The 18,597-nt window shown below is 49.9% G+C and carries 5 protein-coding genes and 7 tRNA genes; 1 reads left to right on the top strand and 11 read right to left on the bottom strand.

What is annotated here, in order from left to right; translation table 11 throughout:
* Window positions 1-2 precede the first annotated feature (2 nt).
* From OIT45_RS06325 to OIT45_RS06285, 9 genes are all read right to left on the bottom strand, one after another.
* A tRNA-Leu gene (locus OIT45_RS06325) sits at window positions 3-86 on the bottom strand.
* 44 nt (window positions 87-130) lie between these two features.
* Window positions 131-203: transfer RNA gene (locus OIT45_RS06320), tRNA-His, on the bottom strand.
* A 14-nt stretch (window positions 204-217) separates the two neighbouring features.
* Window positions 218-288: transfer RNA gene (locus OIT45_RS06315), tRNA-Trp, on the bottom strand.
* 27 nt (window positions 289-315) lie between these two features.
* Window positions 316-388, bottom strand: a tRNA-Phe gene (locus OIT45_RS06310).
* 6 nt (window positions 389-394) lie between these two features.
* Window positions 395-468, bottom strand: a tRNA-Asp gene (locus OIT45_RS06305).
* Window positions 469-470: 2 nt separating this feature from the next.
* Window positions 471-543 (bottom strand) — tRNA-Val (locus tag OIT45_RS06300).
* 154 nt (window positions 544-697) lie between these two features.
* Window positions 698-5,242, bottom strand: a complete 4,545-nt coding sequence (locus tag OIT45_RS06295) for a hypothetical protein (RefSeq protein ID WP_199403922.1) — start codon at window positions 5,240-5,242, stop codon at window positions 698-700.
* A complete protein-coding gene (locus tag OIT45_RS06290; protein WP_264339928.1) occupies window positions 5,214-13,040 on the bottom strand; it encodes a hypothetical protein in 7,827 nt (2,608 codons plus the stop codon). Before OIT45_RS06290 ends, OIT45_RS06295 begins: the two co-directional genes overlap by 29 nt.
* A 5-nt stretch (window positions 13,041-13,045) precedes the next feature.
* Complete coding sequence (locus tag OIT45_RS06285) at window positions 13,046-13,435, bottom strand: hypothetical protein (RefSeq protein WP_199403924.1); 390 nt, start codon at window positions 13,433-13,435, stop codon at window positions 13,046-13,048.
* Window positions 13,436-13,689: 254 nt separating this feature from the next.
* On the opposite strand from OIT45_RS06285, the gene OIT45_RS06280 reads away from it, so the two are divergent.
* Window positions 13,690-13,760: transfer RNA gene (locus OIT45_RS06280), tRNA-Cys, on the top strand.
* A 117-nt stretch (window positions 13,761-13,877) separates the two neighbouring features.
* Here the strand turns inward: OIT45_RS06280 and OIT45_RS06275 are convergent.
* Together OIT45_RS06275 and OIT45_RS06270 are read right to left on the bottom strand one after the other, a co-directional pair.
* A complete protein-coding gene (locus OIT45_RS06275) occupies window positions 13,878-14,195 on the bottom strand; it encodes a hypothetical protein (RefSeq protein ID WP_264339927.1) in 318 nt (105 codons plus the stop codon).
* Window positions 14,196-14,238: 43 nt separating this feature from the next.
* Window positions 14,239-18,579: a phage tail protein gene (locus tag OIT45_RS06270; protein ID WP_264339926.1), complete on the bottom strand. Its 4,341-nt coding sequence runs from the start codon at window positions 18,577-18,579 to the stop codon at window positions 14,239-14,241.
* Window positions 18,580-18,597 lie beyond the last annotated feature (18 nt).

The following is an 18,597-nucleotide window of genomic DNA, read 5'->3' as shown; positions in this document are numbered from 1 at the left end:
GATGCCGTCGGTGGGGGTCGAACCCACACTCCCTTGCGGGAACTGGATTTTGAGTCCAGCGCGTCTGCCTATTCCGCCACAACGGCATATCTAATATTAATCGGATGATAGAAAGTTTAAAACTTTCAAGGGCGGTAGATGGGAATCGAACCCACGCATGTCGGTACCACAAACCGATGTGTTAACCACTTCACCACTACCGCCATTATCTATCAAGCAGGGGTAGAGGGAATCGAACCCCCACCAACGGTTTTGGAGACCGTCGTTCTACCGTTAAACTATACCCCTATAATGGAATGTATTATTAAATTCCAATGGCGCGGGAGGGAATCGAACCCCCGACACTACGAGCTTCAATCGTATGCTCTACCAACTGAGCTACCGAGCCATTTAACGGTCACAACGGGATTCGAACCCGTGATCTTTCGCGTGACAGGCGAACGTCCTAACCAACTAGACCATGCGACCAATGGACGTTACAGGGATCGAACCTGTGACCCCCTGCTTGTAAGGCAGGTGCTCTCCCAGCTGAGCTAAACGTCCATTATGTTTTGTGCTTTGCGATATCTCTCGCTCAACAACAAAAATTATTATACATACCTTCTGAACACTTTGCAACCCCTTTTTTAAAATAAAAAGCACACAATGCATTTTCATTGTGTGCTTTTCGTATGAAACGTTGATATATCAACGTTTATTATTGTTCATCTTCCTTCTTTTTTGTTGGCAAGAAGAACCATCCAAGGAACATACTGAACAACAAAACAGTTACAAGTGTAAATGGTTGCAAGTTCCAGTCCTTGCTAAATCGTCCGCCTAGATAGTATGGACGATCCCAGAATCCACTACGAGCATCATTAGTCTTCGTTTCATCATCTGACTTAATAATGCGGTCTTGGATACGAGCACCACGGGTTGCCTTACCTTCAGCCAACAAACGTTGACCAACATAAGCTGCAACACCTTGGACTGGTGCTTGCGTTGGCAATTGCTCACCAACTTGAGTTGCCACCGCTTCAGTTGCTTGCGCAATACCCGACACTTGGGTTGGCAATACAACCGTCTCAGTAACCGTGTATGGCAACATTGCTGTTTGTGGTACTGATTGACCACTACCAAGTGCTTGAACGATTGTCGCCGTCGTTGAAAGACCGTTAGCAATATCCTGTGCTTCACGCAAAAGTTGTTCTGCACGTTGCGTTGCTTGGTTACCAACAACTTGGTCAACACCAATTTGGTTCGTCGCTGCGTCAATTTGAGCTGGCGTTTCGGCCGTTTCAATTGCTACCAGCTGAGCACGGGCATCTTCAAGGGCTGATTGCACCTTGTTCAATTGATCCTTGGCTTCAGCCAGCTTGTCAGCAAGTTCTTGATTACCAGGATGGTTGTTAACCAAATCCTGCAATTGATCCACAATATCTTGAACACGAGAAGCATCATCACGCAACTCGTTAATCTTGTCGCGAACAGCATCTTCTGCCTCAGCCTTGGCATCTGCCATATCATCAGCAACCGCCTTCTTAGCGTCAGCGACATCCTTATCTGCCGCCTTAACCGCATCGGTTGCCTTTTCACCAGCTTCTTGGGCGACATCATTGATTGCCTTAGCATCATCAGCCGTCTTAGCTTGGTTAACATCAATCAATTGATCAACAATCGTGTCCTTGGCATCCTTTGCGTCAGCCAATTGTTGCTTGGCATCATCCAGCGCCTGTTGAACCTCAGGTGTATTTGGATGATCCTTCGCCAATTGCGTCAACTCATCAATGTCCTGCTGAATTTGCTTGATTTCATCATCAACACGGTCCAATTGTTGTTGGATTGCATCCTTGGCTGCTTCCTTAGCGTCTGCCAAATCGTCCGCTGCCGTCGTCTTAGCATTCGCCAAGTCTTGGTCAGCCTGCTTACGATCAACATCAGCGGCCGTTGTCTTATCAGCAATGTCATCAGACAAATCAGAAACTTCAGCCAAAGTTGTGGCTTGAGCCAGAGCGTCCTTGTCAGCTTGCGCATCCTTATAACGACCCTGTGCCTCAGTCAATTGCTTATTGGCATCCGCCAACAAATCGGCAATCTTCGTGCTGTTTGGATTATCAGCAGCAATCTTTGACAACGCTGCAATGTCATCCTTAATCTGCTCGATATCTTCTTGAATAGCGGCCAAATTAGCATCCGCTTGCTTATTCGCATCATCAATGGCGTTATTCAAGTTATCGGCAGACTTCGCACCAGCATTTTGCAAATCAGTATCGGCAGCTTGACGAGCGGCTTCGGCTGCCGCGACGTCAGCATCCCCTGCAGCCGTCTTTTCATCAACTTGTGCCAGCGTCTTGGCATCATCAACTGTTGCCAATTGATCCTTGGCATCAACCAATGCTGACTCAGCCTTGTCCAATTGGTTTTGGGCATTCGTCAACGCAGCACCGATTTCTGAATCACCTGGGTTCTTTGCAGCAATGTCTGACAAGCGGTCAACGATACGTTGTGTCTCATCCACATCATCTTGGATAGCTGCGATATCATCCGTCAAATCTTGCTTAGCAGCTGACTTTGCAGCGGCCAAATTCTCGGCAGCCTTTGCTTGGGCGTCGGCCAAATCTTGGTCAGCTGTTTCCTTATCCACGCCAGCCGATGCGTCATCATGGCTCAACGCATTGTTAATATCTGTGATATCAGACAACGTTTCAGCCTTGGTAATCGCATCCTTTTGCGCTTCAGCATCGGCCAAAGACTCATTTGCTTCAGCCAATTGTTGTTGTGCATCAGCCAACTTATCAGCAATTTCAGTATCGTTTGGATTATCCGTCACAAGTTGTTGCAACTGACGAATATCCTCGTCGATACCAGCAATATTTTGGTTAATTGACGCGATAATCTTATCAGCATTCGTCGTCGCCTTATCTTGCGCGTCCGTCAATTGCTTGTTCGACTCAGCTTGGGCCTTATCAACGTCATCTTGGGCTTGCGTTGCATCCCCATTCGATAGCGTCGTTTGCTTATCAGCTGAGGCAACCAAATCCGCCACATCAGCCAACGTTTCAGCTGATGCAATTTGGTTAGCTGTATTTTGCACGTCAGCCAATGATTGATTAGACTCGCTCAATTGCGTCTTAGCATCCGCCAACAAATCGGCAATCGTGTTATTACCAGGGTTCTTGTCAGCCAAGTCTTGCAAGGTTGCAATATCATCCGTGATGTCTGAGATATTTTGCTGAATTTGCTTAATATCATCAGCCAAACTCGTATCAGCAGCTGTCTTAGCCGCAGCCAAGTTCTCGTTGCTTTGCGTTTGAGCACTCTTAACATCATTATCCGCTTGTGTCTCAGCCGTTGTTGCATCCGTTTGATCAGATGCTGCGTCTTCAACAAGTTCGGCCACATCAGCCAGCGTTTCAGCTGATGCGACATCGGCAGCTTGTTGCTTAGCATCTGCCAACTTGTTTTCAGTTGTCGTTTGTTGTGCCTTCGCATCTGCCAACAAGTCGGCAATCAATGTATCATCTGGATTCTTCGCTGCAATATCCGTCAATGTTGCGACGTCATCATTGATGTTTGCCAATGAGTCTTCAATGGCAGCAATGTTATCCGCAATCGACTTGTCAGCTGCATCCTTAGCTGCCGCCAAGTTTTCGTCACTCTTCGTTTGCGCGTCCTTAACGTCCTGGTCAGCCGTTGTCTTAGCTGTATCGGCCGTTGTCTCAGCTGTTTCAGCCGTTGACTGTGCGGCTGCCACATCGGCTGGAATCTTGGCATCGTTAACGGCTGCCAATTGGTCTTGCGCATCTGACAAAGCGTCTTCAGCCGTCGTCAATTGGTTTTGTGCATCCGCCAACTTATCCGCAATCTCAGTGTCATCCGGGTTCTTCGCTACCAAATCCTTCAAGTCCGCAATGTCCTTATTGATAGCCACGATGTCATCCGTGATGTTGTCGATTGACGTATTGATGGCCGTCTTAGCTGCCGCTTGGTCGGCTGCTAAATCCTTAGCGGCTTGTGCTTGGGCATCCGCCAAATCGTTATCCGCCGTCTTTTGCGCCGTTGCTGCATTTGAAACTGCCTTATCAGCAATTGCTTCTTGGGCAGCCACATCAGCCAACGTTGTTTGACTGTCGATAGCGTCCTTTGCATCTTGCGCTGCTGTTTGAGCGGCTTGGGCATCCGTCAAACGCTCTTGCGCGTCGGCCAAATCTTGGGCAATTTGATCATTCGTTGAATTATCCTTGGCAATTTGCTCCAAATCAGCGATGTCTTGCTCAATTTGCAGAATGTTGTCACCAATCGTTACCAATTGTTCCGTGATTTGGTCCGTGGCTGCTTCCTTAGCTGCTGCCAAGTTTTCAGCACTCTTCGTTTGCGCGTCCGTCAAATCTTGATCCGCATTTGTTTGCGCCGTCGTACCAGCCGCCTTATCAGTTGCTGCTTGATCAACCAAGTCTTGCACATCGGCCATTGTTGTTTGGTTAGCAACATCGGCCAATTGCGTCTCCGCGTCAGCCTTAGCCGCTTGGGCATCCGTCAATTGTGCCTTAGCATCAGCCAACTTTTGCGCAATTTCACTGTCATCAGGATTCTTAGCCGCGATATCCGTCAATTGCGTGATGTCATCCGTAATCTTCGTGATGTTATCCGTAATTGACGCAATGTCTTGGTTAATCGTATCTGTGGCCGTTTTCTTTGCGTTGGCTAGGTTTTCAGCATGCTTGTCTTGGGCATCGGCCAACGCAGCAGCGGCATCCTTTTGGGCCGTGTCAGCAGTTGTACCAGCTGTCGTGGCCTTTTCTTCGGCTGCCGTCACTTCTGCAGGTGTCGTTGCATCAGCAATCTCCTGCAATTGATCTTGCGCCGTCGTCAACGCTGTCTTAGCATCTGTCAAATCTTGTTGTGCCTTAGCCAAGTCATCTGCAATTTGCGTATCGTCAGGGTTCTTAGCCACCAAATCCTTCAAGTCAGCGATGTCATCATTAATGGCATTGATATCATCTTGAATGCCTGAAATCGTTTGGTTAACAGCCGTCTTTGCCGCTGTTTGGTCAGCTAGCAAATCTGCTGCCGCGGCATCCTGTGCTTGCTTCAAATCAGTATCCGCTTGCGTATTCGCACCATCGGCACTCTTAGCAGCGTCGGTAGCAGCATCAACTTGGTCTTGGACCTCGGCCAACGTTGTTTGATCATCAAGCGCATCCATTGCTGCTTGGGCATCCGCCTTATCTTGCTCAGCCTGAGCCAATTGTTCCTTGGGCATCCGCCTTATCTTGCTCAGCCTGAGCCAATTGTTCCTTGGCATCCGCAAGCTTATCGGCAATGTCCGTGTTTGTTGGATTATCCGCCGCAATTTGCGTCAACTCGTCAATGTCCTTATTGATGGCTGTAATGTTCTCATCAATTGCCGTCAACTGGTCATCGATTGTCACCTCAGCTTGTGCCTTGGCATCAGCCAAATTATCAGCACTTTGCTTTTGGGCATCTTCAACGTCAGTTTGCGCTTGGTTTTCATTCTCTTGAGCTTCGGAAACTTGATCAGCCGCGTCAGCCACTACATCGGCAACATCAGCCAACGTCGTTTGATCCTTAACCTTATCCAAATCAGACTGTGCTTGCGTCTTGGCCGCTTCGGCTTCATCCAATTGCGTTTGCGCGTCATCCAACAATCCTGCAATCTTCTCATCATCTGGATTCTTATCAGCCAAATCTTGCAACGTCGCAATATCATCAGTGATGTTCTTGATGTTGTCATCGATTGTCGCGATGTTATCCGTAATCGTCGTCTCAGCCTGTGTCTTAGCCTCCGCCAAGTTTTGGTCAGACTTTGTTTGGGCGTCCGTCACATCTTGTGCTGATGCTTCAGCTGCCTGAGTTACTGTGTCACCATCAGTTGTTGCTTGATCACGAGCAGCTTCGACTTCAGCTGGCGTCGTTGCATTTTCGATAACCGACTTTTGACTCGTCGCATCAGTCAAGGCATCTTGCGCCGTCTGCAATTGTTCCTTCGCATCAGCCAACTTATCCGCAATCTCAGTATCAGCCGGATTCTTAGCGGCAATATCCGTCAGTTCGGCAATGTCATCATTGATATCAGCGATTTGATCCTTGATATTGTCGATTGTGTTATCAACTGCCGTTTGCGCAGCTGCTTGGTCTTCAGCCAAATCACCACTGGCTTGAGCCTTGGCGTCCGCCAAATCTTGATCAGCCGCCTTACCAGCCGTATCCGCATCACTAACAGCGTCTGTCGCAACTTGCTCTTGCTCAGCAACATCAGCCAACGTCGTTTGTGAGTCAATAGCATCCAATGCCTTTTGTGCATCATCCTTAGCCGTTTCAGCGGTCGTCAATTGCTCCTTCGCATCCGCCAACTTATCGGCAATCACCGTGTTATCAGGATTATCTGTCGCAATTTGCTCCAATGCTGCGATATCGTCATTAATCTTAGCGATGTCATCATCAATGCTTGAAATTTGGTCAGTAATCGCTGCCGTCGCGTCCTCCTTGGCATCGGCCAAGTTGCTATCTGATTGCGTTTGCGCATCCGTCAAATCACCTTGGGCATTTGTCAAAGCGTCCGCTGCGGCCTTTTCATCAGCCGTACCAGCGTCAACTTGCTTCTGCACATCAGCCAACGTCTTGGCATCATCAACCGTATCCAATTGGTTTTGTGCATCCGTCAAAGCGTCCTGGGCGTCCGTCAATTGTTGTTGCGCATCTGCTAGCTTATCAGCAATATCTTGGTCGTCCGGATTGTTATCGGCAACCTCTTGCAATTGGTCAACGATGTCCGTAATCGACTTAACGTCATCGGTAATCGCATGAATATTATCTTGCAACGACTCCTTGGCTGCCGTCTTCGCATCAGCCAAGTTTTGGTCTGATTGCGCTTGTGCATCCGTCACATCCTTGTCAGCCGCTGCTTGGGCAGTATCACCCGCTGTCGCTGCTTCAGTCGCCTTATCTTGCGCAGCCGTCACTTCAGCTGGCGTATCAGCATTTTCAATAGCTGCCTTTTGATCAGTTGCCGTCGACAAAGCATCTTGCGCATCAGCCAATTGTTGCTTGGCATCGGCCAACTTGTCGGCAATCGTTGTGTCGTCAGGATTATTGGCTGCAATATCCGTCAATTCGGCAATGTCATCATTAATTTGATCAATGTTGTCGTTAATATCGCTAATCGCTTGATCAACTGCGGTTTGTGCAGCCGCTTGGTCAGTTGCCAAATCGGAAGCTGCCAAGTCCTTCGCATCAGCCAAATCTTGGTCAGCTTGGTCCTTGTTACCAGTGGTTGAGGTTACGGCATTCGTCGCAATTTGCTCCTGTGCATCAACATCAGCTGGCGTCGTGGCACTATCAACAGCCGTCAAAGCATCTTGAGCGGCCTTTTGAGCCGTCTCAGCTTCAGTCAATTGTTGTTGCGCATCCGCCAACTTATCCTGAATCGTCGTGTTATCAGGGTTATCCGCTGCAATTTGCGTCAATTCGGTAATATCGCTGTTGATACCATCGATATTCTTTTGAATCGTCTCTAAATCCGCATTAATCGCATTCTTGGCGTTTGTTTGCGCATCAGTCAAGTTTGCCGCTGCTTGTTCGTCAGCCGTCTTTTGATCAGCTTGTGCGTTCACCAAATCTTGGGCTGACTTTTCAGCGTCTGTTTGACCTGCATCAACCGCTGTCTGGACATCGGCCAGTGTCGTTGCCTTATCCGCATTATCCTTTTGCGTCTCAGCATCGGCCAATTGTGTCTTGGCATCCGTCAATTGCTGCTTCGCATCTGCCAAAGCATCAGCAATCACTGTATCGCCAGGATTGTCGTTTGCCGTTTGTTGCAAGTCATCCACAATCGTTTGGATATCGTCAATGTTCGACGTGATATCGGCAATGTTTTTATCCAGCGCCTTATCAGCGGCATCCTTGGCTTCAGTCAAGTTACTGTCAGACTTGGCTTGGGCATCTGTCACATCTTGGTCAGCTGCATCCTTGGCATCCGAAGCTGACGTGCCAGCTTCAGTCGCTGCCTTTTCAGCGGCCGCCACCTCAGCAGGCGTTGTCGCTTGTTCGATAACCGTCTTTTGGTCTTGCGCTGTATCCAATGCCGTCTCAGCTGTTACTAATTGGTCCTTGGCATCAGCCAACTTATCAGCAATATCTTGGTCATCTGGGTTCTTAGATGCGATATCTTCCAATGCCTTAATGTCATCTTGAATATCACCAATTTGATCTTCAATTGTTGAAATCGTTGAATCAACCGTCTTTTGCGCAGCCGCTTGGTCAGCAGCCAAGTCAGAGGCTGCTGCCGTCTGAGCATCGGCCAAATCATCGGCCGCTGTCTTTGCATCTGTATCAGAAGTGTTCTTGGCAGCATCGGCGGCATCAGTTTGCGTTTGCACATCAGCAATTGTCGTTTGGTCAGCAATCGCATCCTTAGCAGCTTCAGCAGCTTCCTTTTGTGCTTGGGCATCGGCCAATTGCGCTTCAGCATCCTTCAACTTGTCAGCAATCGTTGTATTGTCTGGGTTATCAGTCGCAATTTGCTTCAAGTCATTAACATTGCTTTGAATGCTATCGATATTGTCTTGAATGTCCGCAATGTCTGCATCAATTGCTGTCTCGGCAGCTGTCTTAGCATCTGCCAAGTTATCCGCAGACTTATCGGTTGCCGTGTCCAATTGTGTTTGCGCATCCGTTACCGCCTTATCAGCTGCATCTTGATCGGCTTGGGCGGCATCAGTAATCGTCGTCACATCTGCCAACGTCTTCGCACCATCAACTGCTGCCAATTGGTCTTGTGCGTCTGCCAAAGCATTGTCAGCAATCGTCTTTTGGCCTTCAGCATTTGCCAAAGCATCCGCAATCGCCGTATCACCAGGATTCTTATCAACCAAATCTTGTAGTGATTCGATTGTATCTGCAATTGCTGCTTGATCCTTTTCGATTTGGTCAATATTTGCTTGAATGTCCGTCTTAGCTTCAGCTTGCGCATTGGTCAAGTTGTCCTCAGATTGAGATTGTGCGGCCGTAACATCCGTACTTACAGCATCAGCTGCTGCCTGGGCGGCGTCCTCATCCTTTTGACCTTGCGTTGTCAAAGCATCAACACCCGCTACCGTTGTTGCAGAATCTACTGCTGCCAATTGTGCTTCGGCATCCGTCAAAGCATTATTCGCAGTTGTCTGTTGCGTAAGTGCATCAGCCAACTTATTCGCAATCTCTTGATCATCAGGATTGTTCTCCGCCAGCGTTTGCAACGTTGCGACGTCGGTTGCGATTTGTGCCACGTCTTCGTTGATAGCGTTGATGTTGTCTTGGATGGCATCCTTAGCCGCTTCTTGGGCAGCCTTCAAGTTGGCATCGCTCTTAGCTTGGGCAGTCGTCACATCTTGTGCCGACTGTGTGCCAGCCGCCTCAGCATCGGTTTGATCACCGGCTGCGACTGCCGTAACTGCCGCGACAGCAGCTGGCGTCGTTGTATCAGCAATCGCCTCCTTTTGCGCTTGTGCGTCCGTCAACGCAGCATTAGCGTTATCCAATTGCTTCTTCGCATCAGTCAATGCATTTGCAATGTCCGTGTCACCAGGGTTGTTATCAGCCAACGTTTGAATCGTGGCGATATCCTGCGTGATTTGGTCAATTTGATCTTGAATAGCTGCGATGTTGCTATCCACCGTGGTTGTTGCTGCGTCTTGGGCGGCCTTCAAATCAGCCGCTGCCAAATCCTTTGCGTCAGCTAGGTCCTTGTCAGCTGCTGTTTGCGCTGTGTTCGCAGTAGTCGTTGCCGTTGTCGCAGTGTCTTCCAAAGCTGTCACGGCTGCTACTGTGGTTGCCGCATCGATGTCCGCTTGCGCATCCTTGATAGCTGTTTGTTGCGTTGTTGCTGTCGTCAATTGTTCCTTGGCATCAGCCAACTTCGCTTGGATTTCAGCATTATCTGGATTATCAGCTGCAATCTGCGTCAAAGCAGTGATATCGTCATTGATTTGCGCAATGTTATCCGTTACTTGCGTCAATTGATCGCCAATTGCGGTTTCGGCAGCTGATTTTGCGGCTGCCAAATTAGCGTCAGCCTTCTTTTGCGCATTGGCCAAATCGGTTGTTGATTGCGTCGTTGCATCGGTAATTGAACTTGCAGTGGCCGTTGCAGCATCACGTGCTGCTTGCACTTCCGCTGGCGTTGTTGCGTCTTGTGATGCTGTCATTGCTTCAGCCAATGTCGTCAATTGCGCGTTTGCCGTCGCTAATTGTGACTGCGCGTCAGTCAAAGCCGCTTGAATATCCGCATCCCCAGGATTGTCAGTAAGCAATTGTTCAATTGCATCGATATTTGATTGAATCGTCTTAGCATTCGCATCAGCATCATCCAATTGTTGTTGAATTGCTTCCTTTGCAGCCGCCTTATCGTCCGCAAGCACCTTTTCAGCTTCAGCTCGAGCCGCCGTCACCGCATCGTTTGCGACAGCCAACATGCTTTGCACATCCTTACCAGCAGCATTAACCGCCGTTTGTTGGGCGATAACAGCTTGCACTGACGTCAAGTCAGGCACTTCTTGCGCAGCCGTATCAACCGTCACTTGGGCAGCTTTGGCATCCGCCAATGCCTTTTGCGCATCAGCCAAAGCAGTTGAAATTGTCGCGTTGTTTGGATAATCCTCATTCAATTGCTCCAATGCAGCCACATCGTCAGCCATCGTATTCGTTGCCGTTGTATTATCGCTCGTAACTGCAGTTGCGGCAGACGTTGCAGCTTCCTTAGCCAACGCCAAGTTTGACGCCGCACGCGTTTGTGCATTCGCCAAGTCAGTATCAGCGATTTGTTGCGCCGACGCCGCAGCTGCACTGTTTTGATCAGTACCAACGACAAGGTTGTTAGCGTCGGCCATCGACATCGTGCCACTATTCAAACTTTCAAGGGCCGCTTGGGCTTGTGAGAGCGCCGTCTGCGCATTCGTCAAACGCGTCTTAGCATCAGCCAACCAGTTGGCGATATCTGTGTCGTTAGGATTGTCCGCCGCGATCGCCTCAAGTTGCGTAATGTCACTCTGAATTTGGGCAATGTTGTTGTTAATTGAGTCAATATTAGCTTGGACGCGCTTCTTTTGTGCATCCAGTACTGCAGCATTGTAGGCTGCCAATGCCGTTTGATAATCGGCCAACGTTTGCGCATTATTTACAGCCGTCAATGCATCTTGCACTGATTGATCACTTGCAACAACACCGGCATCTTGTGGCGTGTCTTCATAAGCAACCGTGTGCGCGATGTTGTCGGCACCAAAACTACCAGCAGCAATTGACGTCGCCTTGTTACCATCAACGAATGATACCTTGCCGTCTTGTTGCTTAACGCTTTGTTCAGCATAATCCGTGAACGCATTCTGGTTAACCACATCCGTTGAACCGTCTGGGTACGTCGTGGTCATGTTAACTGCCTTTTGGGCGTATGCGACCGTGAAACTTGGCACGGCCAATGCACCGGCACTAGTCATGTTGAAGGCACCAACAATCGTGTACGTACCATCACCGTTGTCCTTGTAGTACATTGACTTCGTTGAATCCGTATCCAATACCGTTCCGTCACTGGCCGTAATCTTGGCCGTAAATCCATCCGGCACCTTAATCGTGTTCGCTGAATAAGCCCCGTCCGTGACACCTGTCAAAGACGTTGCAGAACCACCGATAGCCGTTGAAAGTGCCGTCTTTCCGGCATCATTCAACCCGTCTGGTTGCGTGTAATTAATCGTTGCTGTTTGGGCTGCTGGTGTCAATTGGACATAAACCGTCTTATCAGATGATCCAAATGTCGCCGCCGACAAATCAGCTCCCAGCTTACTTGTGAGGCCTGAATCTGAATAAACGCCCGATACCGCACCGGTATAGCCAACACTCTTTGCAGCTTCCAATGCCTCCGTATACTCAGAGTAATCCGCCGCATCCGTACCCTTTTGTCCGTCGTAATTAGTACCAGCTGTTCCAAGTTCAACTGAAGGCACAGTTGAAATAACCTTACCGTTCTGGTCAACAAAGACCGTCGTCAGCTTGGAATTCTTGGCATATTGCACATTAATAATGTTGTTAGCATCCATGTCAGAAACCGTCAACGTACCGGTTGTCGTACCAGATGTGCCGTACTTTGTTCCAACATACGTGTAACCCGTAATTACTGGTGGCGTATATGTGTGCGCAGTCCCAGTTGGATTAGCCTTCGCATCTGAAGTAACCATTCCCAATGTGTCATTGACGTTAGCCTTAATCGTTGTACTAGATGCAATCGTGTTACCTGATTTGTCTTGGTAGTTCACAGTCGTATCAGCCGTCGGCAACGTTAGATCAAATTCACGAATCGTGACACCTTTTTGCGAATATTGATCACCGTCAGACGCCTTAAATCCAACTGACATAGTTGAATTTACGCCTTCCGTAATTGGAATCGTCGTAGTTGCTGAATAGGTACCACCACTACCTGGTGCTGATGTAATAGTAAGCGTACCAACACCATTTGAATACGTATAGGTCGCTACAAATTGGGCTTCAAGGTTAGGGTCTGAAGCCCCCGCCCAATCTGAATCATTAATGCTTTCAGGTCCATCTCCAGCAAATCCCATAACCGATTTTCCCGTGTCATGATTGAAAGATGTAAATCCCACGTCACTAGTAACCGCATTCAACGTTCCTGTTAAATCCGTCGTACGGAAGCCTGCAACCTGAGTACCGTCATCACCAGCACTCAGCAGATTACCCTTAGACGGCTGAACAATCGTTGGATCACCTTCATTAGGATAAAAGTCAATTCCCCATTCAATTGCATTGGGTATTCCGACTCCGGAACCACCACCAATTCCAAGGTCACCACCCAATTCTCCTCCTGATGTTCCTAATGACGTCGGACTAACAGGCGCCAAAACAAGCCCCAAAAAATCACCCGCTGGCTTTGGATCACCCCACGCAGAAGAGCCACCCGTATTAAACTTAGTTAGATTTAAATTAAACTTCAAAGTCCATTCGGATGTCATATCCAATTGCTTATTAAAGGCAATTGCTCCTTGGTCATTCCCTGACATATTAGTCAAAGTTGTAAACGTGGCAGACTGCCCCCATATGATCCTGATGCGTTAGAAAAACCTGTACCTGAACCAGTAAAATTACTCGTCACCTGGGTCTGCGTCGACTTAAACGAGTGGTTTCCCCCATTCGCGTCTGTCACAGTATTAACTGCGTCAGCCGAAGCGGAGCGCGACTCAAATAAGATGTCACCAATCTTTGTAATTGGCGACGAACTCTTCTTCACTTTCACTGATGAACGTGGTTCGTTGTTACCAGCCTCATTTTGAATTTCATCAACAACTTCCGGACCGACAATACTTGCTCCAACTGTCAGTGCGGTCATCCCCGCGATAACCCATGCGGATCTCTTTTTCGGCGTTTCTGACGCCTTTGCAAATTCGTTTTTATTCATCGTTTCCGCCTCAATAGTCACTCAATATTTTTGTGTATACTCAACCCTAAGAATTTCGATACTTTCCCTACTTTGAATGATACGAGGCTGGTTTTTCTTTTCAGTGATAGAAAACAGAATTAAAGTGGTTAAATTTTTGTCCTTATCGCGTGAGCAAATTTCTTGACATCTTTAAAAGTTCCTTATTGAATTGCAAGAAGTTCACATTTCGCCTATAATATGTATTCGTGGTGTGAAACCTTTAAATATATTTTGGTAGTGTAGCCAAGTGGTAAGGCACCGGTCTGCAAAACCGCCATCGCGGGTTCGATTCCCGTCACTACCTCTAAAGAAAAGACCCAATCGGAAGTGTCGCTCCGATTGGGTCTTTTCTTTTTGTCGTGAAATTAAAACAAGCTCCCGAGAAATTATTTTAAGATCTCAGGAGCTTATTTTTTATCGTTTACTTATCATCGTTCTTCTTGCGCTTGATACCAATCAAACCACCCAAGGCAGCTATCATTGATGCCACAGCGCCAGCAATCAAACCACGCTTCTTAACATCCGTTCCATCAGTCGGCTCACTCGTTTCCGTTGGCTCGGCCGTCACATTAATCGGCGTTGCACGAATAATCTTCTCATCAGCCTTAGTTCCAGCGGCGTATGGCAAAGCATTTACTCCACTAGACGTTGCCGGCGTTTCTGACACTACCGATGTCGCTGAACCTGAATCTGTTTGCGTCGTTGGTTCTGCCGCGTAGGCTGCTACGCCTGATGTCACATCCGTCGTTTCGATTGATTGTTCTGCACTTGGTGCAACTGCATCAGGCGTGACAACGTTTGAATTCTTGCGTTTGCGTCACAACTTGATCCACATGTTGTGGTGTCGTTGTTGTTGCGGTCGCACGGTCGTAAGCCGTTTGGGCTGTTGCCATCGCGGCGCTTGCTACATTAGCCAACGATGCTGCTTCAGCAAATGCTGATGTTGCAACGTCTGCGGCACTTGAAGCAATTGCCGTTTCACTAGCAGCCACGGCAGCAGCACTCGTTGCAGCTGACGCAGCGCTCGTTGCTTCGCTGGCAGCACTTGCGGCCTTAGTAGCATATGAATCAGCAGCTGATTGATCACCAGCTTGGGCAGCCGATGTTGCCAATGAGGCATAAATCGAGGCAGCTGATTCAGCAGCTTGCGCCGTACTGTGCAACACATTTGCCTCAGAAGCGGCGGCGCTGGCAGCTTGGGCAGCGCTTTGGGCTACTGCATTCGCGCTTGAAGCAACACTAGCAGCACTGTCCGCAGCTGATGCGGCACTGGCAGCTTGTGATGAAGCCGAAGCAACCGTTGCATCAGTGGTCTTTGATGCCAAGTGGGCAATGGCCGTTGCCTGTGAGCGACTTTGGTTAGCCACACTGCCAATTGCCGTTGCAGCACTTGATGCTGTCTTAGCATATGAACTTGCGGCCGACGCATCAGTCGTTGCCTGCGTAGCGGCTGAACTCGTCGTTGCTGTTGCTGAGCTGGCAGTCTTAGCAGCATCCCCAGCTTGATTCATCGCAGCTTCCTTATCAGCTACTGACTGTGCGGCAGCTGCTCTTGATGTTGCAGCAGCGGCGCTTGAAGCCATCTCATTGGCGGCTGATGCCGTTGAAGTTGCACTCGACGCAACTGACGCAGCACTTGACGCGGCTTCAGAAGCTGCCTGTGCAACACTAGCAGCACTTGAGGCAACCGCTTGGGCTGAACTTGCGACAGCGGCAGCGCTGGCAGCTTGGCTCGCTGCTGAACTTGCCGCAATCGAATCTCCAGCTTGCGCATATGAACTTGCGGCGGCGGCGGCTGAGCTAGCAATTTCATTAGCGTTCGAGGCAACCGTTGCGGCGCTTGAAGCAACCGCATTAGCACTTGAGGCCGTACTTGCCTGACTTGCAGCAACTGAAGCAGCACTTGAGGCCGTACTTGCGGCACTTTGCGCAACACTAGCAGCACTTGAGGCTGTTGAGGCAGCTGACGTTACCGCACTGTTGTTTGGATACTTGGCAGCATCTGATTCAGCATTCGTTGCCACACTTTGCGCCTTTTCAGCAGTTGAACTAGCTGTTGACGCTGTCTTATCAGCTTGGCTAGCGGCCTGACTTGCGCCAGATGAAACTTCACTTGCAGTTGATGCTTGTGAAGCTGCATTACTGTTATTCGCATCTGCTTGGCTCGCAGCGCTCGCAGCTTCATCAGCAGCTGATTGCGCTGCTGTAGCTGTTGAGGCAGCCGAAGCGGCACTTGTGACGACATCATTTGCTGAGCTTGCTGTACTTGCGGCCGTTGATGCAGCATCGTTTGCTGCACTTGCAGCTTCGTTCGCAACACTTGCCGTACTTGCAGCTGACGTTGCTGTACTCTGAGCAGCACTAGCTGTTGCAGCAGCGCTCGATGCAAGTGACGCATATGAGCTTGCTGCTGACGCATCACCAGCTTGTGCGGCACTTGAGGCGGCTGACGCGGCACTTGAGGCCTGCTTGTCAGCTGTCGAAGCGGCCGTGGCAGCGCTCTTTGCCACGCTATTCGCTTCATTAGCAAGACTAGCAGCTGAACTTGCCACGCTGGCTGCGCTTGACGCAACACTGTTGGCAGATTCTGCAACCAAAGCAGCACTAGTTGCCACCGAGGCAGCGCTTGAAGCAGCGCTGTTATTTGGATACTTACCTGCATCCGCTACCGCACTCGAGGCTGCTAAACTTGCTACCGTTGCCGTTGATGCGGCACTTGAAGCAGCACTAGCCGTTGACTTGGCCGCTTCGGCAGTTGCATCCGCGGCACTATCTGTCTTGCCAGCTTGCTCTGACGTAGCAGAAGCTGCTGAACTTGCGGCTGAGGCCGCTTGGCTAGCTTGATCTGCCTCTGATTGGGCAACTGCGGCCGTTGAGGCGGTTGTTGCTTCGCTAGCAGCCGTCTCATTAGCACTCGTTGCCGTTTGGGCAGCGCTTGACGCAACACTATTCGCACTTGAAGCAGCATCATTAGCAGCACTGGCAGCCGTTGCGGCGCTTGAGGCAACCGCTTGAGCTGACTTAGCCGCCGTGGCCTCTGATTGGGCAATCGCTGCATATGAACTTGCAGCGCTCTCGTCGCCGGCTTGTGCATATGAACTGGCCGTCGAGGCAGCTGAACTTGCGGCTGTTGCAGCACTTGATGCAGCTGTTGCAGCACTCGATGCTGTCTCGCTAGCCTCAGCTGCCTTCGCAGCTTCTGATGACGCCGTTGATGCTGCTGAACTTGCTACCACATTAGCCGATGTCGCTTCCGAAGCAGCCGAACTTGCAGCCGTTGCAGCTGACGTTACCGCACTGTTATTTGGATAAGTCGCGGCATCGTTAGCAGCGCTTGACGCAGCATTAGTAGCATCTGATGCTGCTGAACTTGCGTTATTAGCTACTTCATCGGCAACTGACGCTGCACTTGAGGCAGCACTTGTTGCGGAATCAGCAGCATCTGAAGCAATATCCGTTGCTGTGTTTGCAAGACTAGCAGATGAAGCCGCCTTAGCTGCTTCGTCTGCTTGTGATTGCGCATTAGCTGCAATCGACGCCATTGTTGCGGCACTTGATGCCGTTGACAAGGCTGCGCTTGCAGCTTCACTCGCACTATCGGCCACGGTTGCGGCTGATGTTGCTGTGCTTTGGGCTTCAGATGCGACACTGGCAGCTGAGGTAGCTACTGATTGAAGTGATGTCACAGCATCGGCAGCACTCGAGGCAACTGCGGCATATGAACTTGCAGCACTCTCATCACCCGCTTGAGCAGCTGAAGAGGCAGCCGTTGCAGCGCTGGCAGCTGAGTTAGCTGCTTCACTGGCAACTGCGTTTGCATTTGATGCAACCGATGCTGCACTTTCGGCCTTCGTTGCAGCACTGCTTGCTGTTGAGGCTGCACTTGACGCAACGGCATTGGCGCTATCAGCTTCACTAGCTGCAGCAGATGCAACTGAAGCAGCAGATGTTACCGCACTATTGTTTGGATACTTTGCTGCTGAACTTGCGGCATCCTTTGCGGCCGAGTCAGCCGTTCTTGCAGCTACCGATGTTCCTTCTGCAGTTTCTTGTGTATCGTCAGCAACCGAATTAGCACCACTCGCACTGTTTGAGGCTGTTTCAGCTTGATCGGCCGTTGCAGACGCAGCACTTGATGCGACATCAGCCAAACTTTGAGCATCATCCGCCTCAGACTGTGCATCAGCAGCAATCGATGCCGTTTCAGCAGCTTCCGAGGCAACTGCATTCGCACTACTTGCGACGCTCGCAGCACTACTTGCTGTTGATGCTGCCTCACTAGCAGCACTCGAAGCAGTCATCGCTTGGCTATTAGCACTCTCTGCAATCGCTTGTTGGGCAACCGCTTCGCTAGCAGCTGCATCTGCGGCTGAACGGGCTTCGCTAGCAGCAGACAGGTCACCTGCTTGCGCATATGATTCGGCAGCACTGGCTGCGCTGCTTGCCAATACTTCTTGACCGGCAGCCGCCTTGGCTGCTTCTGAAGCCTGACTAGCAACCTTATCAGCCGTTGAGGCAGCTGATTCCGTCGCACTGGCGTTATCTGACGTTTGACTGGCAACAACGCCAGCGGCACTAGCAGCATTACTTGCGGCTGCGGCGGCTGACTTCGCGTTGTTATCCGCCGTCTCAGCGCCGATTGCTTGATCCGTTGCAGCAGCGGCCGTACTTGCTGTTGTTGCAGCACTTGAGGCGGCCGATTCTGCCGCGGTTGCAATTTCTGCTTGTGATGACGCGATAGCTTCAGCACTTGAAGCTAGGCTAGCCATCGAACTAGCAACAGCTGATGCACTCGTGGCTGTCGACAAAGCACTGGCAGCTGCTTCTGATTGCTCAGCAGCTTCGTTTGCAGCACTCGTGGCCTTGTCCAAATCACCGGCCTGAGCTGCTTCACTCGCGACGCTGGCGGCTGAACTTGCCAAACTAGCGGCGTTACTTGCAGCTGTTGCGGCTGATGAAGCAGCCGTTGAAGCTGAATCTGCTGTTGCGGCGGCACTTGAAGCAATCGAGGCAGCCACACTGGCGGCTTCATTTGCGTTCGATGCTGTTGTCGCAGCCGAATTCACATCATCAATTGCCTTATTCAAAGCGGCGTTTTGTGCATATGCTGAAGAATCTAGCAACGCATTCGCAGCTGAAGA

Source organism: Weissella sp. LMG 11983 (genome assembly GCF_025908495.1).
Taxonomy (GTDB): Bacteria; Bacillota; Bacilli; order Lactobacillales; family Lactobacillaceae; genus Weissella; species Weissella fermenti.
The sequence above is the reverse complement of the archived record's forward strand: the minus strand, read 5'-3'. Positions and strand labels throughout refer to the sequence as shown.

Excerpts from the sequence above, each read along its gene's own strand:
- OIT45_RS06295 (WP_199403922.1), bottom strand. The coding sequence starts at position 5,242 with ATGCCCAAGGAACAATTGGCTCAGGCTGAGCAAGATAAGGCGGATGCC.
- OIT45_RS06290 (WP_264339928.1), bottom strand. The coding sequence starts at position 13,040 with ATGTCAGGGAATGACCAAGGAGCAATTGCCTTTAATAAGCAATTGGAT.
- OIT45_RS06285 (WP_199403924.1), bottom strand. The coding sequence starts at position 13,435 with ATGAATAAAAACGAATTTGCAAAGGCGTCAGAAACGCCGAAAAAGAGA.